Origin of the sequence: Thioalkalivibrio sp. ALgr3 (assembly GCF_000377325.1) — a bacterium.
GTDB lineage: Bacteria > Pseudomonadota > Gammaproteobacteria > Ectothiorhodospirales > Ectothiorhodospiraceae > Thioalkalivibrio.
Genome location: NZ_KB897977.1, coordinates 273,140 through 293,500 on the forward strand (window position 1 = coordinate 273,140; position 20,361 = coordinate 293,500).

At 68.0% G+C, this 20,361-nt stretch carries 18 protein-coding genes; 12 read left to right on the forward strand and 6 right to left on the reverse strand.

Features of this window, described 5'->3' with window-relative positions; genetic code table 11:
- Positions 1-126: 126 nt before the first annotated feature.
- The 4 genes from C998_RS0103950 to phoU are packed head-to-tail and all read left to right on the forward strand — an operon-like array spanning position 127 to position 5,681.
- Positions 127-2,397, forward strand: a complete 2,271-nt coding sequence (locus tag C998_RS0103950; protein WP_018869556.1) for an ABC transporter permease subunit — start codon at positions 127-129, stop codon at positions 2,395-2,397.
- A gap of 9 nt (positions 2,398-2,406) precedes the next feature.
- Positions 2,407-4,074 (forward strand): phosphate ABC transporter permease PstA, encoded by a 1,668-nt coding sequence (pstA, locus tag C998_RS0103955; protein WP_018869557.1) that lies wholly within the window; start codon positions 2,407-2,409, stop codon positions 4,072-4,074.
- Between the two features lie 43 nt (positions 4,075-4,117).
- Positions 4,118-4,945, forward strand: a complete 828-nt coding sequence (pstB, locus tag C998_RS0103960) for a phosphate ABC transporter ATP-binding protein PstB (protein WP_018869558.1) — start codon at positions 4,118-4,120, stop codon at positions 4,943-4,945.
- Between the two features lie 13 nt (positions 4,946-4,958).
- Positions 4,959-5,681: a phosphate signaling complex protein PhoU gene (phoU, locus tag C998_RS0103965; protein WP_018869559.1), complete on the forward strand. Its 723-nt coding sequence runs from the start codon at positions 4,959-4,961 to the stop codon at positions 5,679-5,681.
- An 18-nt stretch (positions 5,682-5,699) separates the two neighbouring features.
- Here the strand turns inward: phoU and folE are convergent, their stop codons facing one another.
- Together folE and C998_RS0103975 are read right to left on the reverse strand one after the other, a co-directional pair.
- Positions 5,700-6,323 carry a GTP cyclohydrolase I FolE gene (gene folE, locus C998_RS0103970; protein WP_018869560.1) on the reverse strand — a complete coding sequence of 208 codons (624 nt, stop codon included), beginning with the start codon at positions 6,321-6,323 and terminating at the stop codon, positions 5,700-5,702.
- A 30-nt stretch (positions 6,324-6,353) separates the two neighbouring features.
- Positions 6,354-7,109: a DUF3429 domain-containing protein gene (locus tag C998_RS0103975; protein WP_018869561.1), complete on the reverse strand. Its 756-nt coding sequence runs from the start codon at positions 7,107-7,109 to the stop codon at positions 6,354-6,356.
- A gap of 85 nt (positions 7,110-7,194) precedes the next feature.
- Here C998_RS0103975 and C998_RS0103980 point away from each other — a divergent pair, with 85 nt between their 5' ends.
- The 6 genes from C998_RS0103980 to C998_RS0104005 are packed head-to-tail and all read left to right on the forward strand — an operon-like array spanning position 7,195 to position 12,387.
- Complete coding sequence (locus C998_RS0103980; RefSeq protein WP_018869562.1) at positions 7,195-8,547, forward strand: NAD(P)/FAD-dependent oxidoreductase; 1,353 nt, start codon at positions 7,195-7,197, stop codon at positions 8,545-8,547.
- Entirely contained in the window at positions 8,547-9,314 is a 768-nt protein-coding gene (locus C998_RS0103985; RefSeq protein WP_018869563.1) for a DUF1365 domain-containing protein, read from the forward strand. The genes C998_RS0103980 and C998_RS0103985 overlap by 1 nt, the downstream gene beginning before the upstream one ends.
- Positions 9,314-10,570 carry a cyclopropane-fatty-acyl-phospholipid synthase family protein gene (locus C998_RS0103990; protein ID WP_018869564.1) on the forward strand — a complete coding sequence of 419 codons (1,257 nt, stop codon included), beginning with the start codon at positions 9,314-9,316 and terminating at the stop codon, positions 10,568-10,570. The genes C998_RS0103985 and C998_RS0103990 overlap by 1 nt, the downstream gene beginning before the upstream one ends.
- A 58-nt stretch (positions 10,571-10,628) precedes the next feature.
- A complete protein-coding gene (locus C998_RS0103995) occupies positions 10,629-11,081 on the forward strand; it encodes a GNAT family N-acetyltransferase (protein WP_018869565.1) in 453 nt (150 codons plus the stop codon).
- 27 nt (positions 11,082-11,108) lie between these two features.
- On the forward strand, positions 11,109-11,609 hold the full coding sequence (locus tag C998_RS0104000; RefSeq protein ID WP_018869566.1) for a hypothetical protein: 501 nt from the start codon (positions 11,109-11,111) through the stop codon (positions 11,607-11,609).
- Positions 11,596-12,387, forward strand: coding sequence for a secretin N-terminal domain-containing protein (locus C998_RS0104005; RefSeq protein WP_038081627.1), 792 nt, complete (start codon positions 11,596-11,598; stop codon positions 12,385-12,387). The genes C998_RS0104000 and C998_RS0104005 overlap by 14 nt, the downstream gene beginning before the upstream one ends.
- A 135-nt stretch (positions 12,388-12,522) precedes the next feature.
- Here the strand turns inward: C998_RS0104005 and C998_RS0104010 are convergent, their stop codons facing one another.
- On the reverse strand, positions 12,523-13,038 hold the full coding sequence (locus tag C998_RS0104010; protein ID WP_018869568.1) for a cytochrome c: 516 nt from the start codon (positions 13,036-13,038) through the stop codon (positions 12,523-12,525).
- A gap of 62 nt (positions 13,039-13,100) precedes the next feature.
- On the opposite strand from C998_RS0104010, the gene C998_RS0104015 reads away from it, so the two are divergent.
- Positions 13,101-13,829 carry an HAD family hydrolase gene (locus C998_RS0104015; protein ID WP_018869569.1) on the forward strand — a complete coding sequence of 243 codons (729 nt, stop codon included), beginning with the start codon at positions 13,101-13,103 and terminating at the stop codon, positions 13,827-13,829.
- A gap of 22 nt (positions 13,830-13,851) precedes the next feature.
- Positions 13,852-15,126, forward strand: a complete 1,275-nt coding sequence (locus C998_RS0104020) for an HD-GYP domain-containing protein (RefSeq protein WP_018869570.1) — start codon at positions 13,852-13,854, stop codon at positions 15,124-15,126.
- 30 nt (positions 15,127-15,156) lie between these two features.
- Here the strand turns inward: C998_RS0104020 and C998_RS0104025 are convergent, their stop codons facing one another.
- The 3 genes from C998_RS0104025 to kdsB are packed head-to-tail and all read right to left on the reverse strand — an operon-like array spanning position 15,157 to position 20,359.
- Positions 15,157-18,261, reverse strand: a complete 3,105-nt coding sequence (locus C998_RS0104025; protein ID WP_018869571.1) for an efflux RND transporter permease subunit — start codon at positions 18,259-18,261, stop codon at positions 15,157-15,159.
- A complete protein-coding gene (locus C998_RS0104030) occupies positions 18,258-19,595 on the reverse strand; it encodes an efflux RND transporter periplasmic adaptor subunit (protein ID WP_018869572.1) in 1,338 nt (445 codons plus the stop codon). The genes C998_RS0104025 and C998_RS0104030 overlap by 4 nt, the downstream gene beginning before the upstream one ends.
- Complete coding sequence (gene kdsB / locus C998_RS0104035) at positions 19,592-20,359, reverse strand: 3-deoxy-manno-octulosonate cytidylyltransferase (RefSeq protein WP_018869573.1); 768 nt, start codon at positions 20,357-20,359, stop codon at positions 19,592-19,594. Before kdsB ends, C998_RS0104030 begins: the two co-directional genes overlap by 4 nt.
- Positions 20,360-20,361: the final 2 nt, after the last annotated feature.

A 20,361-nucleotide genomic window follows, 5' to 3' on the forward strand; every position in this document is an offset into this window, starting at 1 on the left:
GCCTCTCTCCTCGAGCCGCTGCGCGTTCAAATGCCTGTCACCGCAGTGTCATCGGACTGTCACAACCCGCCCTTAGGATCCATGCCAACGACCGTCACGCGCCCGTCGATATTTCAGGGGAACCGAATGCCCGGCACCATCGCGAACACCACTCTCGACCGCTTCCAGCGCTGGCGCCGCGCCAAGGACACCTCGGCCCGCTACCTGATCGGATTCTTCGGTCTGGCCGTGATCGGCGCCCTGACCCTGATGTTCGTCTACCTCCTGAGCGAAACCCTCCCGATGTTCCAGGGCGCCTCGCTGGAGGAACGCGCGGCCTACGATGCGCCCGGCGGGGCCGACACGGGGACCATCCACCTGGCGGTCAATCGGCATCGCGAAATGGCCGTGCGTCTGACCGAAGACCGTCGGGCGGTCTTCTTCCGCCCGTACAGCGGCGAGGTGGTAAGCGAACAGCCGCTGCCGATCCCGGATGACGTACGGGTCACCAGTTTCAGCATGGCCGAACCGCGCACGCGCCTGGTCGCGGCCGGCCTGGACAACGGCCAGGTGCTGGCCATCGAATACGAATACAACGAACGCTTTACGCCGCAGGGTCGCGAATACGATCCGGGCCTGGTGTACCCCCTGGGGGACGAGGATTCGGCGCTGCTGGACGTGGACTCCGAGGGCCGGGCCATCGACGTGGTCGGCATCCAGCGAGGCTCCAGCGGCGTGCGGGTGGCCGCAGCCACCGAGGACGGCGACCTGCGGCTGGTCAACTTCGAGGAACGCACCTCGATGATGACCGGCGAGACCGAGGTCACCCGTTCAGCCCACGACCTGCCCTCCCTGCCCGAGGGCGCGACGCCGACCCGCATCCTGGTCGACATCACCGGGCGCAACCTGATGGTAGGTGACGACCGGGGCCGGCTGCATTTCTTTGACATCAGCACCCCGCGCAACGCCCGGCTCATCGACAGCAAGCGCGTGGTGCGCGGGGACGATGCCGAGGTGACCTCGCTGGAATACATCCTGGGGACGGTCTCCGTCGTGGTCGGGGGCTCGGATGGCTCGGTCGCCCAGTACATGCTGGTGCGCGACGAGGACAACGTGAACCGCATCACCCGCGTCCGCGACTTCCCGCAACATGCCGATGCGGTCACCAACACCCAGCCGGAATACATCCGCAAGGGGTTCGCCACCACCGACGCCTCCGGCGCCCTGGCGGTCCATTACCCGACCTCGCAGCGCACCCTGCTCCAGCAGACGATCAGCGACCGTCCCCTCTACCGCGCGTACATCGACCCGCGCAATCGGATGCTGATCGCGATCGACGATGCCGAGACCTGGTTCGTGAACGACCTGTCCAACCCGCACCCGGAAGTCTCCTTCCACGTGCTGTGGCAAAAGGTCTGGTACGAGGGCCGTTCCGGCGGCGACTACGTGTGGCAGTCGTCATCCGCCACCGACGAATTCGAACCCAAGTTCTCGCTGGTGCCGCTGACCCTCGGCACGGTCAAGGCCGCCTTCTACGCCATGCTGTTCGCCACCCCGCTGGCCATCATGGGGGCGATCTACAGCGCATATTTCATGTCGAGCCGCATGCGCAGCCTGACCAAGCCCAGCATCGAACTGATGGAGGCCCTGCCGACCGTCATCCTGGGCTTTCTGGCGGGCCTGTGGCTGGCCCCGTTCATCGAGGCCAATCTGCCCGCGGTAGCCAGCATCCTGATCCTGCTCCCGCTGGCCATGCTGGTGATGGCCTTCGTCTGGACGCGGGTCCTGCCGGAGGGCGTACGCCGTGCGATCCCCGCAGGCTGGGAAGCCGCGATCCTGATCCCGGTGATCCTGCTGGTGGGCTGGTTCGCGGTGTTCATCAGCCCGCATCTGGAAATCTGGATGTTCAACGGGGATGCCCGCCAGTGGCTGACCGACGCCGGCTACACCTACGACCAGCGTAACGCCCTGGTGATCGGCATCGCGATGGGTTTCGCGGTAATCCCGACCATCTACTCGATCTCCGAGGATGCGGTATTCAACGTGCCCAAGCACCTGACCCAGGGCTCGCTCGCACTGGGCGCCACCCCCTGGCAGACGGTGGTGCGCGTGGTGCTGCTGACCGCCAGCCCGGGGATCTTCTCGGCGGTGATGATCGGCTTCGGCCGCGCCGTCGGCGAGACCATGATCGTGCTGATGGCGACCGGCAACTCGCCGGTGGTCAACTTCAACATCTTCGAGGGCATGCGCACGCTCTCCGCGAACATCGCGGTGGAGATGCCCGAGACCGCGGTGGGCGGCACCCATTACCGCATCCTGTTCCTGGCCGCGCTGGTCCTGTTCGCCCTCACCTTCACGGTGAACACCATCGCCGAGATCGTGCGCCAGCGCCTGCGGAACAAATACAGCACCCTGTAAGGAACAACGATGAAACACTGGTTCCAGTCCGGCACCCCGTGGATCTGGCTGAATGCCGGGGCAATCGCCGCCTCCCTGGTGATGGTCTTCGGGCTGATCACCATGATCGCGGTGAATGGCCTGTCGTTCTTCTGGCCGTCCGAGGTCATCGAGTTCGAATACCAGCCCGCGGATGACAGCGAGCCCCGGGGGGTGATGGGCGAACTCGCACGCTCGGAAACCATGACCGCCCAGGCCGCGCGGGAAGCCGGCTTTCACGTGCCGGAGGGTCAGGAAATCGTCGTGCGCCACCTGATCAAGCGCGGCAACCGCGACCTCGATTCACGCGACTTCCGCTGGTATCTCGAAGACGCGATGTCCGAACGCCGCACCCCGCGCGACGCCGTGGTGCTGGAACGCCTGCAATGGGGTGACTTCTTCGGCTTCATCCGGGAATACCGCGAGGACGGCGAGACCGTGGCCGAAGGCGACGCGGCGCGCTCCGCCTTCGAACAACGCATCCGGGAGACCCGCGATCTGGTGCAGCAGCTCGAACGCATCGAGCGGGTCGAGATCGGTCAGGTCAATCATCAGATGGAACGGGTGCGGCTCGACCGTCGCGGCCTCGAACGGGACACCTCGCTGACGGAGGAACAGCGCGCGCAGCGCCACCAGGAACTCGACGAGGAACAGGCAGCCCTGGACGCCGAATACGCCGAGCTGGAATCCGAACGCAACGCCCTGCGCGAAGAAGTCGCCCGTTACGCCATCGTGCTGGAGACCGCCGATGGCCAGCGCACCACCATCGCGCTGTCGCAAATCGTGAATGCCTGGTGGCCGAACGACATGAGCACGGCCGCGAAGCTGAGCCACTACGTCGGCAGCTTCTGGGACTTCATGACCGGCTACCCTCGTGAAGCGAATACCGAGGGCGGCATTCTCCCGGCGATCTTCGGCACCGTGCTGATGGTGATCCTGATGTCGATCGTGGTGACCCCGTTCGGCGTGCTCGCCGCGATCTACCTGCGCGAATACGCGAAACAGGGCCCGCTGGTGCGCATCATCCGCATCTCGGTGAACAACCTGGCGGGGGTACCGTCGATCGTGTTCGGGGTGTTCGGCCTGGGCTTCTTCGTGTACCTGATCGGCGGCAACATCGACCAGATCTTCTTCCAGGATGCCCTGCCCTCGCCCACCTTCGGCTCGCCGGCGATCATCTGGGCATCGCTGACGCTCGCCCTGCTGACCCTGCCGGTGGTGATCGTCTCTACCGAGGAGGGCCTGACGCGGATCGGCAGCAGCGTACGCCACGGTTCCCTGTCGCTGGGCGCCACCAAGGCCGAGACCCTGTGGCGGCTGATCGTGCCGCTGTCCGCGCCGGCCATGATGACCGGCCTGATCCTTGCCGTGGCGCGGGCCGCCGGCGAGGTCGCACCGCTGATGCTGGTGGGCGTGGTGAAGCTCGCGCCCAACCTGCCGGTGGACGGCACCTTCCCCTATCTGCACCTGGACCGTGCCTTCATGCACCTCGGCTACCACATCTACGACGTGGGCTTCAAAAGTCCGAACGTCGAGGCCGGCCGGCCGCTGGTCTACGCGACCGCGCTGGTCCTGGTGCTGCTGATCATCGTCCTGAACCTGACCGCCATCTCCATCCGCAACCATCTGCGCGAGAAATACCGCGCGGAAAGCGACTGAGACGCGATCGGCGTCGAACCCCATTCGCCACGGAGTACCCGAAATGAGTGACACCCGGACCCACGCCGTCAACCTGCCCCAGGAGCAGGCCCCGCGCGACCTGAACATCGATCGCGAAGACATCTGCCTGACCGCAGAAGACCTGAAGCTGTACTACGGCGACGACCAGGCGCTCAAGGGGATCGACATCCGCATCCCGAAGAACCGGATCACCGCCTTTATCGGCCCGTCCGGCTGTGGCAAATCCACCTTCCTGCGCTGCTTCAACCGCATGAACGACCTGATCGACGCCGCCCGCATCGAGGGCACCATTCGCCTCGACGGCGAGGACATCTACGGCGCCGATGTCGACGTGCCCGAGCTGCGCCGCCGCGTGGGCATGGTGTTCCAGAAACCCAACCCCTTCCCCAAGTCGATCTACGAGAACGTGGCCTACGGCCTGCGCCTGCAGGGCGTGAAGAACCGGCGCCGGCTCGACGACGTGGTGGAAAAGTCGCTGCGCCGCGCGGCCCTGTGGGATGAGGTCAAGGACCGCCTGCACGAGAACGCCTTCGGCCTGTCCGGCGGCCAGCAGCAGCGCCTGGTGATCGCCCGCGCCATCGCCATCGATCCCGAGGTACTGCTGCTGGACGAGCCCTGCTCGGCGCTGGACCCGCTGGCCACGCTGAAGATCGAAGAGCTCATGATCGAGCTGAAGAAGGACTACACGCTGGTCATCGTCACCCACAACATGCAGCAGGCCGCGCGCGTATCGGACTACACCGCCTTCATGTACATGGGCGAACTGATCGAATACGCCGACACCGACACCCTGTTCACCTCGCCCGCGAATAAGCAGACCGAGGACTACATCACCGGCCGCTTCGGCTGAGGAGCCCCACGCCATGGACAAGAGTTTTTTCAAGCAGCACATCTCCCAGCAGTTCAACGAGGAGCTGGAAGACATCATCAAGCGCGTGATGGCGATGGGCGGGCTGGTGGAACAGCAGCTTGCCGATGCGGTGAACGCCATGGTGGAGGGCGACACCGAGCAGGCCGAGACCGTGATGACCACCGACTACCGCATCAACGCGATGGAGGTGGAGATCGATGAACAGTGCACCCACATCCTCGCGCGGCGCCAGCCCACCGCTTCCGACCTGCGTCTGGTGATCGCGGTGATCAAGACCATCACCGACCTCGAGCGCATGGGCGACGAGGCCGAGCGCATCGGCCGCATGGGCCTGCATCTGCTCGAAGCCGACCGCCAGACCGCCCCGATGAGCGATCTCGCGGAAATGGGCGAACACGTGCGCCACATGACCCGCGGCGCCCTGGACGCCTTCGCCCGCATGGACACCGAACAGGCCGTGCGCGTCGCCCAGCAGGACATACAGATCGACAGCCTGTACGAATCCGTCACCCACAAACTGATGAAACAGATGACCGCCGCCCCCGACGCGGTCCCCCGCCTGATGGACATCGTCTGGGCCACCCGCTCCCTGGAACGCATCGGCGACCGCGCCCGCAACATCTGCGAATACGTCGTCTACTTCGTCAAGGGCAAGAACGTGCGCCACACCAGCTACGAACAGATGGCCGCCGAAGCCACCGGCGACCGGCGCTGACCGATTCCGGGCCGACGCTCAGTCGCGCCCGCCTCGACCGATGAGGTTGAGGAATTCGCGCCGGGTGCGCGAGTCCTCGCGGAAGGCGCCGAGCATGACCGAGGTGGCCATGGAGGAGTGCTGCTTCTCCACGCCGCGCATGGTCATGCACATGTGCCGCGCATCCACTACTACGCCCACGCCCTTGGCCTGGGTCACCTGCTGCAGGGCCTCGGCGATCTGACGCGTCAGGTTTTCCTGGATCTGCAGGCGGGCGGCGAACATGTCGACGATGCGTGCGATCTTGGAGAGGCCGATCACCTTGCCGTCCGGCAGGTAGGCCACGTGCACCTTGCCGATGATCGGCAGCACGTGGTGCTCGCACAGCGAATACAGCTCGATGTCGCGCAGCAGGACCATCTCGTCGTTGTCGGAGGTGAACAGTGCCCCGTTCACGATGGTATCCAGGTCCTGCTCGTAGCCGCGGGTCAGGTACTGCATCGCCTTCGCGGCACGCAGCGGGGTGTCCTTCAGGCCCTCGCGTTCCGGGTCCTCGCCGAGCCCGGCCAGGATCTCGCGGTAGTGCCCGGCCAGTTCGCTGGCCGGCGTGCGGTTATCGGGTTCCTCGTCGCTGTGCGAGTCGCTGTGCGAAGCGGCATCCATCATGTTCTCCTTGGATCAGAGCGGATCGGATCAACCGACCGTGACCGCCCCCAGGCCCGCGGCCAGGGAGAGGATCGCGCCGGTGGTCAGCACCATGCGCAGGGTCAGATAGCCCGGCGGCAGTCGCCGGTCACGCAGGCTCAGCCGGTCCACCCACAACACGCCCAGGAACAGGACCGCCAGGGTCATGATCGCCTCGGGCAACGGTTGCAGGACCGCCAGCCAGGCCAGCACGGGCGGGATGACCGCCCAGGCAGGGCCCGAAAGCGGCCCCACGCGATGGGAACGGTCCGCCAGGTGGATGCCCCAGTGGATCGCCCCCAGAAACGCCAGAATGACCGCACCATATAGCGCCAGCGCGTTGAGTGCGAAAGCCTGCCATTCCGGATGGGCGATCCATGCCCCTGCGCCGAAGAACACGAACGGGATCAATCCGCCGGCGCCGAGCACGGTCAGGACCGGGTCCCGCGCGTCGATCCGCGGCGTGTCCGGCGTGGCTTCGCCCAGCCAGGCGCGCAGTTCGGGCACCCCGCCCAGGGCGCCTTCCCGCGTGACCACCAGGGGCAGCATGCGCATGCCGGTGGCCTGCTGCAACTGGTGGAACGCCGCGCGGTTCTCGGCCGACCCCATGCCCCATTCCAGGCGGGTCCACTCGCCGGGCCGCTGCTGGTCCAGCAGGGCTTCCGCTTCGCGGGTATCGCTGAGACCGGAGGTCACCAGCACGATCGGGTATTCGTCGAGTGCGCGGCGCACCGGTTCGGGCCAGTCAGGGTTGGTCTCCGCCATGCTTGTCTCCTTCGGCATCATTTACAGCCATTGTACAGGTATTGTATAAGATAGATATCGACCCCGGCCGCTGGAGAGCCCGGACATGCAAAGACAGCGCATCGCCGTCATCGGCGGCGGTATTGCCGGACTCGCCTCGGCCTGGATCCTGCAGCAGCACCACGACGTTCGGCTGTTCGAACAGGCGCCGCAGCTCGGGGGCCATGCGCATACCGTGGATGTGGCCGACCCCGAGGGGCCGACCGCCATCGACACCGGGTTCGTGGTCTATAACCAACGCAACTATCCGCTGCTCACCCGCCTGTTCGCGGAGCTGACCGTCGAGACCCGTCCCACGGACATGAGCTTTGCCTGTTCGCAACAACCCGCCGGCATCGAATATGCCGGGAACAACCTGAACACGCTGTTCGCCCAGCGCACCAATCTGTTGCGTCCGCGGTTCCTGCGGATGGTTGCCGATATCCTGCGCTTCAACCGCCTGGGCCACGAACTGAATGCACGTCAGGAGATGCCGGAGGGCACGCTGGGCGAGTTCCTGGCCCGTCATCGCCTGGGGCGCGGCTTCACCGAAGACTATCTGCTGCCGATGGGCGCGGCCATCTGGTCGTGTCCGCCGGCGCGCATCCGCGAATTCCCGGCAGCCAGCTTCCTGCGCTTCTTCCTCAATCATGGTCTGCTGGATCTGCGCGATCGCCCGCAGTGGCGCACGGTGGTCGGCGGTTCGCGCAGCTACGTCCGGCGTCTGGCGCAGCGTCTGGTCCCCGGCTCGGTGGCGCACGGCGCGGTATCCGCGGTGGAGGCTCGCGCCTCGCAGTGGCGGGTGCACGGATCCGGCGAACCCGAGGAGTTCGACCGCGTGGTGTTCGCCTGCCACGCGGGCGATGCCCGCCGGCTGCTCGACGGCGGCCCCGAAGCCACCCGCGCCCGCCTGGCCGCCTGCCAGTTTCAGGAAAACCGCGCCCTGCTGCATACCGACGTCCGGTTGATGCCGCGCTCCCGGCGGGTCTGGTCTTCGTGGAACTACCTCTCTCGCGCACGCACAACCGGCGAACGCGGTGTCTCGGTATCCTACTGGATGAACGCCCTGCACCGGCTGCAGCGTCGCGAGAACTACATCGTCAGCCTCAATCCCCTGCACGACCCGCATCCGTCGCTGACCCTGGGCGAGTTCCTGTGGGAACACCCGGTAATGGACGCACCGGCCGAACGGGCGCGTGCCGCACTGGCCGAACACCAGGGCGAGGACGGCCTGTATTTCGCCGGGGCGTGGATGGGCGACGGCTTTCACGAGGATGGCCTGCGTTCGGCACGGAGCGTGGGGCGCGCACTGGGACTGGAAATGCCCTGGACGGCGGGTTCCGAACCCCTGGCTGCTCCCCGGGCGGACACCGAGCAGCCTGCGGAAACCTCCGTCCGCACCGTGACGGGACAAACCTGATGGATGCCGCCCTGCTTCCCGGCCATGTCATGCACCGTCGCCTGCACGGGCCGGACTATCGTTTTCGCTACCGGCTGGTGAGCGCGCTGTTCGACATCGACCGCGTCGAGGATCTGGCGCGCAACCGCCGCTGCTTCTCGCTGGATCGCTTCAACCTGTTCAGCCTGCACACCCGTGACCACGGCCGCCGCGACGGCACGCCCTGGCGGCCGTGGGTCGAGGCCCGGCTGCGCGAGGGCGGACTGGAACCTGATGGCGGCGCGATTCTTCTGCAGGCCACGCCCCGGGTCCTCGGCCATGCCTTCAACCCCCTGAGCATCTGGTACTGCCATCACATCGACGGGCATCTGCAGGCCGTTTTGCTGGAAGTCCACAACACCTTCGGCCAGCATCACCATTATCTGCTGCCGGCCGGAGACAGCGCGGGGGGCATGCTGCGCGCGGAGAAGGACAAGGTGTTTCACGTCTCGCCGTTCATCGATATGGACGCACGCTACGCGTTCGCCGTGACCGCGCCCGAACTGCGCGAAGGCAGCTCGATGCGCGTGGCGATCCGCGAGTACCAGGACGACCGGCTGCTGCTGGTCGCCACCCAGCACGGCCATGTCCGGCCGATGACCGACGCGGCCCTGCTGCGCCAGTGGGCCCGCATGCCCTGGATGACCCTCCAGGTCCTGTTCCTGATCCACTGGCAGGCCCTGAAGATCTGGTGGCGCGGCGGGCGCTACCACCCGCGCCCCGACCCGCCCGAAAAGGAGATGAGCTGATGGAACTGCAACGCAGCGAACGGCTTCCGGCCATGTCCCGGTCCGCGGCGAGCCGGGCCCTGGACCTGCTGGCGCGGCGTATCCATGGACTGGACCACGGCCACCTGACCCTGATCGGTCCGCATGGCGAACGCCGCGAGATCGCCGGGCAGGGCCCGGGCAGCGAGGCGGTCTGGCACCTGCGGCGGCCGTGGGCCACACTTGTGCGACTGGCCCGCCACGGCGACATCGGCTTCGCCGAGGGGTTCATCAACGGCGAATGGACCACGCCCGATCTGCATGCCCTGCTGCGTCTGGCGATGGAGAACGAGCAGCGGCTCTGCCGCGTCTACCAGCGCCCCGCCTGGCAACGCGGAGTGGATGCCCTGCGCCACTGGCTGCGGCGCAACTCGCGCCGGGGCAGCCGCGCCAATATCCGCTTTCATTACGATCTCGGCAACGACTTCTACCGCCTGTGGCTGGATCGCGGCATGGGCTACTCCGCCGCGCTGTTCTGTCGCGGCGACGAATCCCTGGAGCGCGCCCAGGAGCAGAAATACGAACGCCTGCTGACGCGCCTGGCTCCGGAACCCGGCGCCCACATCCTCGAGATCGGCTGTGGCTGGGGCGGCTTTGCGGAGTTCGCTGCCCGGCGCGGCTACCGGGTAACCGGCGTCACCCTGTCCGACGAGCAGCTGGAGTACGCCCGCGAGCGGATCCGGCAGGCGGGACTGGCGGACCGGGTCGACCTGCGTCTGCAGGACTACCGCGAACTGAACGAGACCTTCGACCACGTCGTGTCCATCGAGATGTTCGAGGCCGTCGGCGAACGCTGGTGGTCCACCTGGTTCGAGCAGGTGCACCGCTGCCTGCGGCCCGGCGGGCGAGCCGCGGTTCAGGTCATTACCATCGAGGAAGCCGCGTTCGACTATTACCGCCACAACGCGGACTTCATCCAGCTGTACGTGTTTCCCGGCGGCATGCTCCCGACCCCGGCGCGCTTCGGCGACGCGGCGGCCGCGGCCGGCCTGCAGGTCACCGAGCGTGCGTTCTTCGGTGCCGACTACGCCCGCACCCTGGTGCACTGGTACCGCGAGGTCATGCGCACCCGGGGGGCGATCGAGGCGCTCGGTTATTCGCCGGCGTTTCTGCGCATGTGGCGTTACTACCTGGCGTACTGCGAAATCGGTTTCAGTTCCGCTCGGGTCGACCTGATGCAGACCGTCATGGAACGCCCGGAACGCGGACTGCCTCACGGGCAGGGAACGCGAGTCTGAACTAGACTCGTCTGTCCGGCGTGGCCTTTGGGTAACCGGCCACGAGGAGGAGGTGGTTATGTCCCAGCGCATCAACTTTCGGGAGGCCAGCTGGCCTGCCGACCGGAAGGCACTGTCCCTGATCCGCCGCGAAGTCTTCGTGGAGGAACAGCAGGTGCCCGAAGACCTTGAATTCGACGGCCTCGACGCCGGGGCCCTGCACTGGCTGGCGGAGGAACCCGGGGGCGAACCCATCGGCACCCTGCGCCTGCTGCCCAGTGGCCAGATCGGACGCATGGCCGTGCGCCGGCCCTGGCGCGGTCACGGCATCGGATCGCATCTGCTCGAATGCGCCCTGAACGCGGCGATCCGCCACGGCTGGCGCGAAGTCTGGCTGAACGCCCAGGCGACTCGCCTGGGATTCTATGCCCGTCACGATTTCTTTATCATCAGTGACACGTTCGAGGATGCCGGCATCCCCCACCGGCGCATGCTGCGGCGCATCCGGAATTCCATGGCCCGCGCCGGATGAGGCGGGCCGGATGACAAAGGAGAAGGCATGAACACGGAAGGCGGCGAAGTCGAGGAGACCACGGAAGACCCGCGCGAGCAGGCCCGCGAAATGCTGCGGGAAATGAGCGAAAACGCCGGGCGGGTCCTGTGGATCCACGCTCCGGTACCGCTGCTGGAAGAAGTCGCGAACGACGACCTCCCCGGTACCATCGCGCGCATGGCCCAGCGCCACCGCTCCACCGACATTCGCCTGCTGGTGGACGACGACCTGGCACTGAAGGACCGTCTGCCCGAACTGGTCGGCACGCTCAAGCGCCTGACCACCGCGGTCTCCGTGCGGGTGCTGGAACCCGACGAAAACGCACCGCTGGTGATGACGGTCATCGCCGATCAGTCCGGCTGGATGCAGTTCACGCGTTCGGGCAGCCAGCGCATCCTGCGGGGTGAAACCGATCATCGAGGCCGGACCCGGCGCCGCGCCGAGGAATTCGAAGCGAGCTGGGAAGCCGGCCGGGATTCGGACGAACTGCGACGTGTCCATCTCTGATCGACGCCGACGGCTCCTGCGGGCGAGCGCGGCCGCCTGCCTCCTCGCCCTGCCTCTCGGTTCCACGGCTCGCGACGCGGCCGACCGTGTCACGGTCATCGACTTGCAGAATCGCCGGGCCGAAGCCGTGGTGCACGACCTGCGCGAACTGTTCCCCGGCGCTACCCTGCAGCCGGATGGCTTCCGCCTTCTGGTGCGCGCGCCGGCGCACGAGATCGAGGAGATCCGCCAGATGGTGGCGGAGCTCGACCGGGCGTCCCCCGATCTGATCCTGCGCGTACGCCGCCGCGGCGACCACGACGACGAAACCGCCGGCCGTATCCGGCGCTTTACCACCCGGCGAGACGAGGACCGCGAGCAGTTCCTGCGGCTGCGCGACGGAGGGCGCGCCGTTCTGATGGTCGGGGAGACGCTGCCCGCCGGTTACCGCCTGTTTGCCGGCCGTGCCGGCGTGGCCATCGAACCCATCTATCGCGACACGGCGCGCGGCTTCGCCGTGGAACCCCGCATGCAACCCGATGGCCGCGTGCGCGTGGCGATCACCCATCTCCATCAGACGCCCCTGCAGCGCGGCGCCGAGCACGAACGGGTCGCAACGGAGATCACCCTGGAGCCCGGGAGCTGGCACGATTTTGCCGGCATCCGTTCGCGGCTGGAAAGCGACGCCCGCGACGTTCACCCGCCCGTTCGCCGCCGCACCACCCGCGCCCGGGATGACGTATCGCTGGAGATCCGGGTAGACCCGGCGGAGGACGCCACGGCCCCCGGGTTACGCTGAAGTCGTGCCCGGCCCGGGCACGGTGCGCGGCCCGCAACCAGAAAGGCCCGCCGCTGCAGCGACGGGCCCCGGTATGTCTCCGTTCGGCACGGGCCGACCCGGCGGCGTATACCGCCGGGTGGCCCCGCCTGCCGATCAGTCAGCGCGGAAGCTGTCGTGGCAGGCCTTGCAGGACTGGCCGATCTCGCCGGCCTGACGGCGCAGCTGCATTTCATCGGCCCCTTCATCGATCAGGGCCGTCATGCGCGAAACCTCTTCTTCGAAGTCCGCGATCTTCTGTTCCCAGGTCTCCTGATCTTCCCAGACCTCCATCATGGCATCGGTTTCACCGAGATCGGAGCCCTCGGTAAAGCCCTGCCACGGCATGTCGGCCAGGCGCGCCAGCTGATCGGCACGCTCCAGGAACATCTCCTCGTTGAACGGGATCTCGCCCTGGGCCATGCCCGCCATCGGGCCGAAATTCCAGCTGAAGGCCTTGAACACGCCCTGGCGATACTCGATCGCGTCCTCGGGATCGACCGCCTGAGCGGTACCGGTCATCATCATCGCACCCAGCAGGGCCACGGGAAGACTGCGCAGAAAGAGCTTCTTCATGTTGTGATTCTCCTTTTCGGGCAGAATGAAAGCTGCACGATTGAAATTCCCATTCATTTTACACCTGCTTGAGGTTCGGAAAAGCGACGCTCGACGCAAAACTCCGACAATAACGTTCGATGAATTCGAAAGCTCGACCCGCCTCCGTACCCGATCATTCGATCGAATGCATCACGTTCGATCTGGACGACACCCTCTGGCCGGTGATGCCGGTCATCCGTCATGCCGAAGACCGTTTCTACGCCTGGCTGCGCGAACGCGCGCCCGCAGTCTGCGCCCGCTTCGAACCCGAAGAGCTGGTGGCCGACCGCGCGGGCTTCATGCGTGCCGCACCCGAGGAAGAGCGTCACGACCTTACCCGCCTGCGCAAGCGATGGCTGCGCGGTCTTGCACAACGCTGCCAGGTCTGTCCGGACACCCTCGAGGAGGAAGGCTTCGCGGTCTTCTGGCATGCCCGCAACGAGGTGACCCCGTTCCCGGAGGCCGATGCGGTGCTCGCCCGCCTGCATGGCCGATTCACCCTCGGCGCCATCAGCAACGGCAACGCCGACGTGTTCCGCACGCCTCTGGGTCGTTATTTCGATTTCGCCGTTCCCGCAGCCGAAGCGGGCGCCGCCAAACCCCATCCGCGAATCTTCGAACAGGCGCGCCGGCGTGCCGGCGTACCGGCACCGGCCATCCTCCATGTCGGCGACGACCCCGTGGCGGACATCCTCGGGGCGCTGGATGCGGGTCTCAACGCCGCCTGGTACAACCCCGACGCGCTGCCCTGGGAACACCCGGTTCCCGCGCCGCCGCGTCTGGGCCGTCTCGGGCAGCTCCCGCGCATACTCGGCTTGCACGACTGACTTGTTGTTAGAATCGGCCCCCATGCCACAGCGCCCCGAACATGCCGGCACGGAGGAACACGGCGGCCCGCCCGACACCGCCCATTTCGTCACCCACGTGACCGAAGCCGGCGAAGTGCGCGACATGCGTACCAGCGAGGCCATCTACAACGCTCACGGCCAGAAGCTCATCGAGGCCGGCCAGCCTCTGGACCGGCGGCTGTTCGAGCGCCTCACCACACACAAACTGCTGCGCCCGCTGGACGCCAGCATCGACGTCGCCGAACCGGTGGACCGGGCGGCCCTGCGCGCCACGTGCGAACGTATCGCGGAAGAAGACCCGTTGACCCGCGCCCTGATGGCCGTGGCCTCGCGGCCCCGCGAAGCCGTCGCGGTGCCCTCCTCCCTGGCCCTGGACCCGGCGCTGGCAGGCAAACTGTCCATTCTGCAGGAACGCATGCCGGAGGCGTTCGAACACGCCATCCAGGTGTCGCTGGGCGCCACGCTGCTGGGAATGGAGCTGCGCCCGCCGGACACCGCTTTCGCCCGCGATCTGGCCACGGCCGGGCTGTTCCATGACATCGGCTATCTGCATATCGACCCGGCGATCTTCGAATCCCGCGCCCCGTTGACGCCCGAACAGGAACGCCAGCTGCGCAGCCATCCGGTGATCGCCTGGCTCACGCTCAAGCGTTTTCCCGCGTGCCACCCGGGGGCCAGCCATGCGGTCCTGCAGCACCACGAGCGCCTCGATGGCAGCGGCTACCCGCGCGGTCACGCAGGCGAAACGCTGGAGCCGGCGGGTCGCTGCCTGGCAGTGATGGAGCTTGCCTCCGCACTGTGCGGCCGACAGGATCCCGCGGCCCTCTCGGCGATCCTCAAGGGCCACGCCGGCCAGCTCGATGGCGACGCCCTCCGTGTCCTGCTGCAGGCCATGGACCACTGCCCCGTCGCGGAATCGGTCCCGCAGGCGACCGGCTTTCCGGTCGACTGGGAAGCCCTGCGTGCCGGGATCGAATGCGTGGAACAGGGCCTCGAGCGCATGGAACAGCTCGATCCGGACTTGCAGGCCATCCTCCGGCGTCACCTGGAGCCGCTGACCCGCCTGCTGGACCGGGCCGGGCTGCGCGGGTTGCCCCTGGACCTGATCCGCGAAAGCATCGCCGAGGATGCATCCCTCGGCGTGGAAACCGCCGCGCTGCAGAACGACGTGCGCTATCGCCTGCGGCTTCTGGCACGGGAACTGCCCGACACCGACGAAGAACTGCCGGAGGCCCTGCGCGACTGGACCCGACGACTGCGAGAAGCTGCCGGCTAATTCGTCCGGGCCGGGCCCGCTCGGGCCGTTTTACTCCGGACGCGGGAGCCGGTGCAGCGTCGCGTAGAGCACCGGCACCACGCCGAGGATCAGCACCGTACCGGCAGCAAGGCCGCTCATCACGGCGATGGCCAGGGGCGCCCAGAACGGTCCGGACAGCGCCAGCGGGATCATGCCGAGGATGGTGGTCAGGGCGGTCAGGAGCACCGGGCGGAAACGATTGACCGCGGCCTCGATCAGGGCCTCCAGGGGTTCCAGTCCGCGGCGGCGTTCCAGCTCGGCCTGCTCCACCAGCACAATCGCATTGCGCAGCAGGATTCCGCCCAGGCTCATTGCCCCCAGCAGGGCGATGAAACCGAACGGCTGCCGGAACAGCAGCAGACCCGCGACCACGCCCACCACCGCCAGCGGGACGCTGAGTGCCACCACGAGGGTGTTGCGGAAGCTGTTGAACTGCCAGAGCAGTAACACCACCATCAGCCCCAGGACGACGGGCACCGGCGCCAGCACGCTGGCCTGGGCATCGGCGGCCGCCTCGAACTCGCCGCCCCATGCGCGCTCCACTCGCCCCGCGTTCCCGGTGCCCTGCAGCAGGGTGTCGATCACCGGGTCGGCCTCGCGCACGAAACCGCTGGCGGTGGCACCGGGGGCAAGGTCCGCCTGCAGGGTCACGGTGGGGCGCCGGTCATGGCGCCAGATCACCGCCTCGTCGAACACGGGCTCCACCTCGGCTACCTGGCCCAGTGGCACCGCCGCCCCGCCGTCGCGCGGCCAGATCTCCAGGGTGTGCAGCTGTGCCAGATCCCGGCGTTCGTCCTCCGGGAAGCGCCACAGCACCGGCAGGGCCTGATCGCCATCGCGAAACACCCCGATCGGCATGCCGCTGACCCCGGCCTCCAGCGTCTCGGCCACCTCGGCGCTGGACAGCCCGGCCGCTCGTACCCGGTCCTGATCCACCTGTACGTCCAGCGTCAGTGTGCGTTCGCGCCAGTCATGCCGGGGCCGTTCCAGGTCGGGGTGACCTTCCATCCATTCCAGCACGCGGTCGGCGGTGGCGCGCAGTTCGGCCCGGTCCTGCGGCCCGGACAGCCGCAGCTCCACCGGATAGCGCACGGGCTCCCCCAACTGCATCGGCCGCACCCGAGGTTCCGCCCCGGGGAAGCGACCGTCCATCCATTCGCGGGTCTCCGCGATGATGTCATGCAGTCGATCCACGTCTTCGACCTGCACCAGGATCTGGGCCAGCGCCGGATTGGGAAGTTCGGGCATCATCGGCAGATAGAACCGCGGCGACCCCTCGCCGATAAAGGCCGTGTAGCTTTCCACCTCGGGGTGCTGCGACAGCCAGGATTCCAGACGCGCCACATCGGCTGCGGTGGACTCGATGCGCGTCCCTTCTCCCCGCCAGTGATCGATCATGAACTGCGCCCGGTCGGCCGGCGGGAAGAAGATCTGCGGTACCAGCGCAAAGGACGCGACCGCGACCAGCATCAGGCCGACCACCGACGCTAGGGTCCGGCGGCGATGGCGCAGCATGGCCGTGAGCGCCCGGCGATAGAGCGCGAGCAGCTGCGTGCCGATTCCGGGCGTCTCCGTGCCGGTCGGATCGCCATTCGCCGGAGCCGGCAACCAGCGCCATGCCAGCAGGGCCGTCAGGGTCACCGCCAGCAGCCACGACAGACCCAGCGCGATCGCCACCACCCAGAACAGCGAGCGGGTGAACTCGCCCACCAGGGTCGGCGTCATGCTGATCGGCGAGAATGCCAGCGCTGCGATCAGGGTCCCGATCAGCAGCGGCCCGCCGGTCTCGCTGACCGCCTCGCGCGCCGCCTGCAGCCGCTCGGTGCCGCGCTGGATGCGGGTCATCATCAGTTCGGCAACGACGATCGCGTTGTCCACCAGCATCCCCAGGACCACGATCAGGGCCCCCAGCGAGACCCGGTGCAGTTCGATGCCGGCCACCCACATCACGAAAAAGGTCGCCAGGATGGTGAGCGGGACGCCCATGCCGACGATCAGGCCGGTGCGCCAGCCCAGCGCCACCAGCAGCACCCCCAGCACGATGACCACGGCCGTGGCCAGGTTGCCGCCGAAATCCAGGATCGCCGCGCGCACGGTTTCCGGCTGGAAGTTGACCGTGTCGATGTCGATCCCCACCGGGCGATCCCCGCGCAACGCCTCGATTCGCTCCAGGACGTCGTCACCCAGGGCGACCACGTTGGTCCCTTCGGTCGGGCTCACCCCCAGCGCGACCGCCGGCTGGCCGTTGTAGCGCAGCATGCGTTCCGGCGGCTCGGCGTCACCGCGGTGCACTTCGGCCACATCGCGCAGCTGGAAACGCTCGCCGGTCTCGGGGTTGTGGATGGCCAGGTGGCGAACGTCGTCCACCGATTCGAACACCCCGGAGACGAACAGCCGTACGCGGTCCTCCTCCAGTTCGATCGCCCCGCCGGGCGCCACCACGTTCTGGCGCTCCAGAGCCTGGATGATCACCCCCGGATGCAGATCCAGTGCGGCCAGACGCGAACGCCGGGTCTCGACGAAAATCCGCTCGCCGCGATCGCCGAACAGCTCGGCTCGTGCCACCCCGGGCAGGCGCAACAGTTCACGGCGCAGTTCATCAGCGTAGTCGTGCAGCTCGCGGTGGCTGTAGCCCTCGCCGTGGATCGCCAGCAGGGTGCCGAAGACATCCCCGTAGTCGTCGTCCACCAGCGGACCGCGAATCCCCTCCGGAAGATCCGGCACCGCCGCGCGCACGGTGCGTTCCAGCTCGTCCCATACCTGGCGCTGGGCCTGATCCCCCAGAGCCTCGTCGACGTGGACGAAGATCACCGATTCGCCATGGCGGCTCACCGACTCCAGTTCATCCAGCTCGTCGAGCTGCTGGATATGGCGCTCCAGGACCTCGGTGACCTCCTCCTCCACCCGCGTGGCTCGAGCACCGGGATACGCGGTCTGCACCAGCGCGGTCGGCACGGTGAACTCGGGATCCTCGAGCTTGCCCATGTCGATGAAGGCCCAGGTCCCGCCGAGGACCAGCAGGGCCGTCAGGAACACTACCAGCCGGGCCCGCTGGATGGCCCAGGTCGCGGCGTTGAACCCGGACCCGGCGTTGTCGCCGCCGGGCGGGTTCACGGCCGGTTGCCCCCGGCCCCGGTGTCGCGTCCCGAAGCCGGGGCTTCGTCATTGAACCGACGGGTACGCTGGCCCTCGCGCAGCCGCCCGGCACCCGCGGAGACCACCTCGTCACCCGGCTCCAGATCACCCTGCACGCGCACCCCGCGACCATCCGCGCCAAGCACTTCCACCTGGCGCGGGGCGACGCGGCCGTCCTCCGGGTCCCGCACCCACACCGCGTAGCCCTCCGCGTGTTCCACCAGAGCGGACGGCGGCAGCACCACGCCGACACCGGGTTCGGGGCGCGCCCGGAAGGCAACCTCGGCGGTCATCCCCGGGAGGACCCGGTCGGGGTCAAGCGCCGTCGCGGGCAGGGTCAGCGGGTCGGGGGTCTCCAGACGCACCTTGACCGGATAGGTCTGCCGTCCCGGCAGCACGTCCACCCCGACCGACCGGATGCTGGCGGAGAAACGCGCGTCGTCCAGCGCCGGAATGCGTACCTCCACCGCCTCCAGCCGGTCCCGCCAGGCCAGCAGCCCCTCGGGGATGCCGACCTCGATCTCGATGGATTCCAGATCCTCGAACAGCACCACCGGGTGATGCGCCTGCACCGGTTCATGCGGTTCCAGATCGCGTTCGGCGACGTAACCGGTGAACGGGGCCCTGAGTTCGCTGTCTTCCAGTGCGTCGCGCGCCTGCTCCAGCTGCGCCTCGATGCGCCGGATCCGGCCACGGGCGGCCTCGCGCTCCTCCTCGCGGCCGCCGGCCCGCGCGATGGTCAGCGCCTCCTGCGCCGAACGCCGGTCCGCCGCGGCCTCGCGCAGGGCCCGGCGGGCGCGGTCATATTCCGACTGACTCACATGACCGTCGTCGCGCATGCGCGCCACCCGGCGGTATTCGGACTCGGCCTGTTCCTCGCGGGCCCCGGCCGCCTCCAGCCGCGCCTCCAGCTGGCGCCGTTCTTCCTCGCGTGCGCCGTGCTCCAGCATCAGCTGCTCCGCGCGGGCCTCCACCAGACCGCCCTCCAGTTCACGCACCCGGCGCTGGAAATCGCGCGGGTCCAGACGCGCCAGGAGGTCGCCCTCGTCCACGCGTTCGCCGCGCTCCACCGCGACCGACTCGACCACCCCTCCGACGCGAAACGCCAGCCAGGCACGTTCCGCCGCCTGGGTACGCCCGGAGAAGCGGCGCTCGATGAGAGTGTCCCGCTCGCTCACGGTGACCAGCTTGACGGGCCGCTCGGGTGCCGGCGCCTCCGACGGCCCCTCGCCACATCCGGTCAACACCAGCGCCAGTATCAGGACACCCGCGGCGTAACCCGCCGTCCGGCGACGCGGCCACTCGTCCGTCATGATCCCCGACCCTGCGCCAGCACGGCTTCCACGCGTTCTACATCGCTCGGGGTGTCGACACCGGGTGGATGCGCCTCCGCGCGCAGCCCCACCCGTATATGCGCCCCCATCGCCAGGGCTCGCAGCTGCTCCAGCTGCTCGAGGCGTTCGAGGCGCGCCGGCGGGGTCGCACTCATGCGCCGCAGGAACCCGGCGCGATACGCGTACAGCCCGAGGTGACGCACGGCCGCCGACGTGTCGGGTTCGCGGCCGGCGCGCGCGGCCTCACGGTCGAAGGGAATGGGCGCGCGGGAAAAGTACAGCGCTCGCCCGTGGTCGTCGGTCACCAGCTTGACCTGGTTCGGATCGTGCAGATCGGCCGCACTGCCCAGCGGCACCCCGAAGGTCGCCATCCCGGCCTCCGGCGATTCCGCCAGCAGGGCCGCCAGCTCGTCGAGGAGCCCGCCGGGCGTCAGGGGCTCGTCCCCCTGCAGGTTCACCACCAGGGATTCGTCACCCCAGCCCTCCGTCGCGGCCACCGCGGCGATGCGGTCGGTGCCCGACGGGAGCTCCGCGGCGGTCAACACCGCCTCAGCGCCCGCCTCGCGGGCTGCGGCCAGCACCCGTTCATCGTCGGCCGCCACGATGACGCGGGAGGCACGACTCTCCCGCGCACGCGCGACGACATGCGCGATCAGCGGACGACCGGCGACCGGCACCAGCGGCTTCTCCGGCAGACGGCTGGAGGCCAGCCGCGCCGGGATGACGACAACGAAGGGTTCCACGG

Coding starts and splice junctions, on each gene's coding strand:
- C998_RS0104030 (WP_018869572.1), bottom strand. CDS start 19,595: ATGACGGACGAGTGGCCGCGTCGCCGGACGGCGGGTTACGCCGCGGGT.
- pstB (WP_018869558.1), top strand. CDS start 4,118: ATGAGTGACACCCGGACCCACGCCGTCAACCTGCCCCAGGAGCAGGCC.
- C998_RS0103950 (WP_018869556.1), top strand. CDS start 127: ATGCCCGGCACCATCGCGAACACCACTCTCGACCGCTTCCAGCGCTGG.
- folE (WP_018869560.1), bottom strand. CDS start 6,323: ATGGATGCCGCTTCGCACAGCGACTCGCACAGCGACGAGGAACCCGAT.
- C998_RS0103995 (WP_018869565.1), top strand. CDS start 10,629: ATGTCCCAGCGCATCAACTTTCGGGAGGCCAGCTGGCCTGCCGACCGG.
- C998_RS0104020 (WP_018869570.1), top strand. CDS start 13,852: ATGCCACAGCGCCCCGAACATGCCGGCACGGAGGAACACGGCGGCCCG.
- C998_RS0104015 (WP_018869569.1), top strand. CDS start 13,101: ATGAATTCGAAAGCTCGACCCGCCTCCGTACCCGATCATTCGATCGAA.
- C998_RS0103990 (WP_018869564.1), top strand. CDS start 9,314: ATGGAACTGCAACGCAGCGAACGGCTTCCGGCCATGTCCCGGTCCGCG.
- C998_RS0103975 (WP_018869561.1), bottom strand. CDS start 7,109: ATGGCGGAGACCAACCCTGACTGGCCCGAACCGGTGCGCCGCGCACTC.
- C998_RS0104000 (WP_018869566.1), top strand. CDS start 11,109: ATGAACACGGAAGGCGGCGAAGTCGAGGAGACCACGGAAGACCCGCGC.
- pstA (WP_018869557.1), top strand. CDS start 2,407: ATGAAACACTGGTTCCAGTCCGGCACCCCGTGGATCTGGCTGAATGCC.
- C998_RS0103985 (WP_018869563.1), top strand. CDS start 8,547: ATGGATGCCGCCCTGCTTCCCGGCCATGTCATGCACCGTCGCCTGCAC.
- C998_RS0104010 (WP_018869568.1), bottom strand. CDS start 13,038: ATGAATGGGAATTTCAATCGTGCAGCTTTCATTCTGCCCGAAAAGGAG.
- C998_RS0103980 (WP_018869562.1), top strand. CDS start 7,195: ATGCAAAGACAGCGCATCGCCGTCATCGGCGGCGGTATTGCCGGACTC.
- phoU (WP_018869559.1), top strand. CDS start 4,959: ATGGACAAGAGTTTTTTCAAGCAGCACATCTCCCAGCAGTTCAACGAG.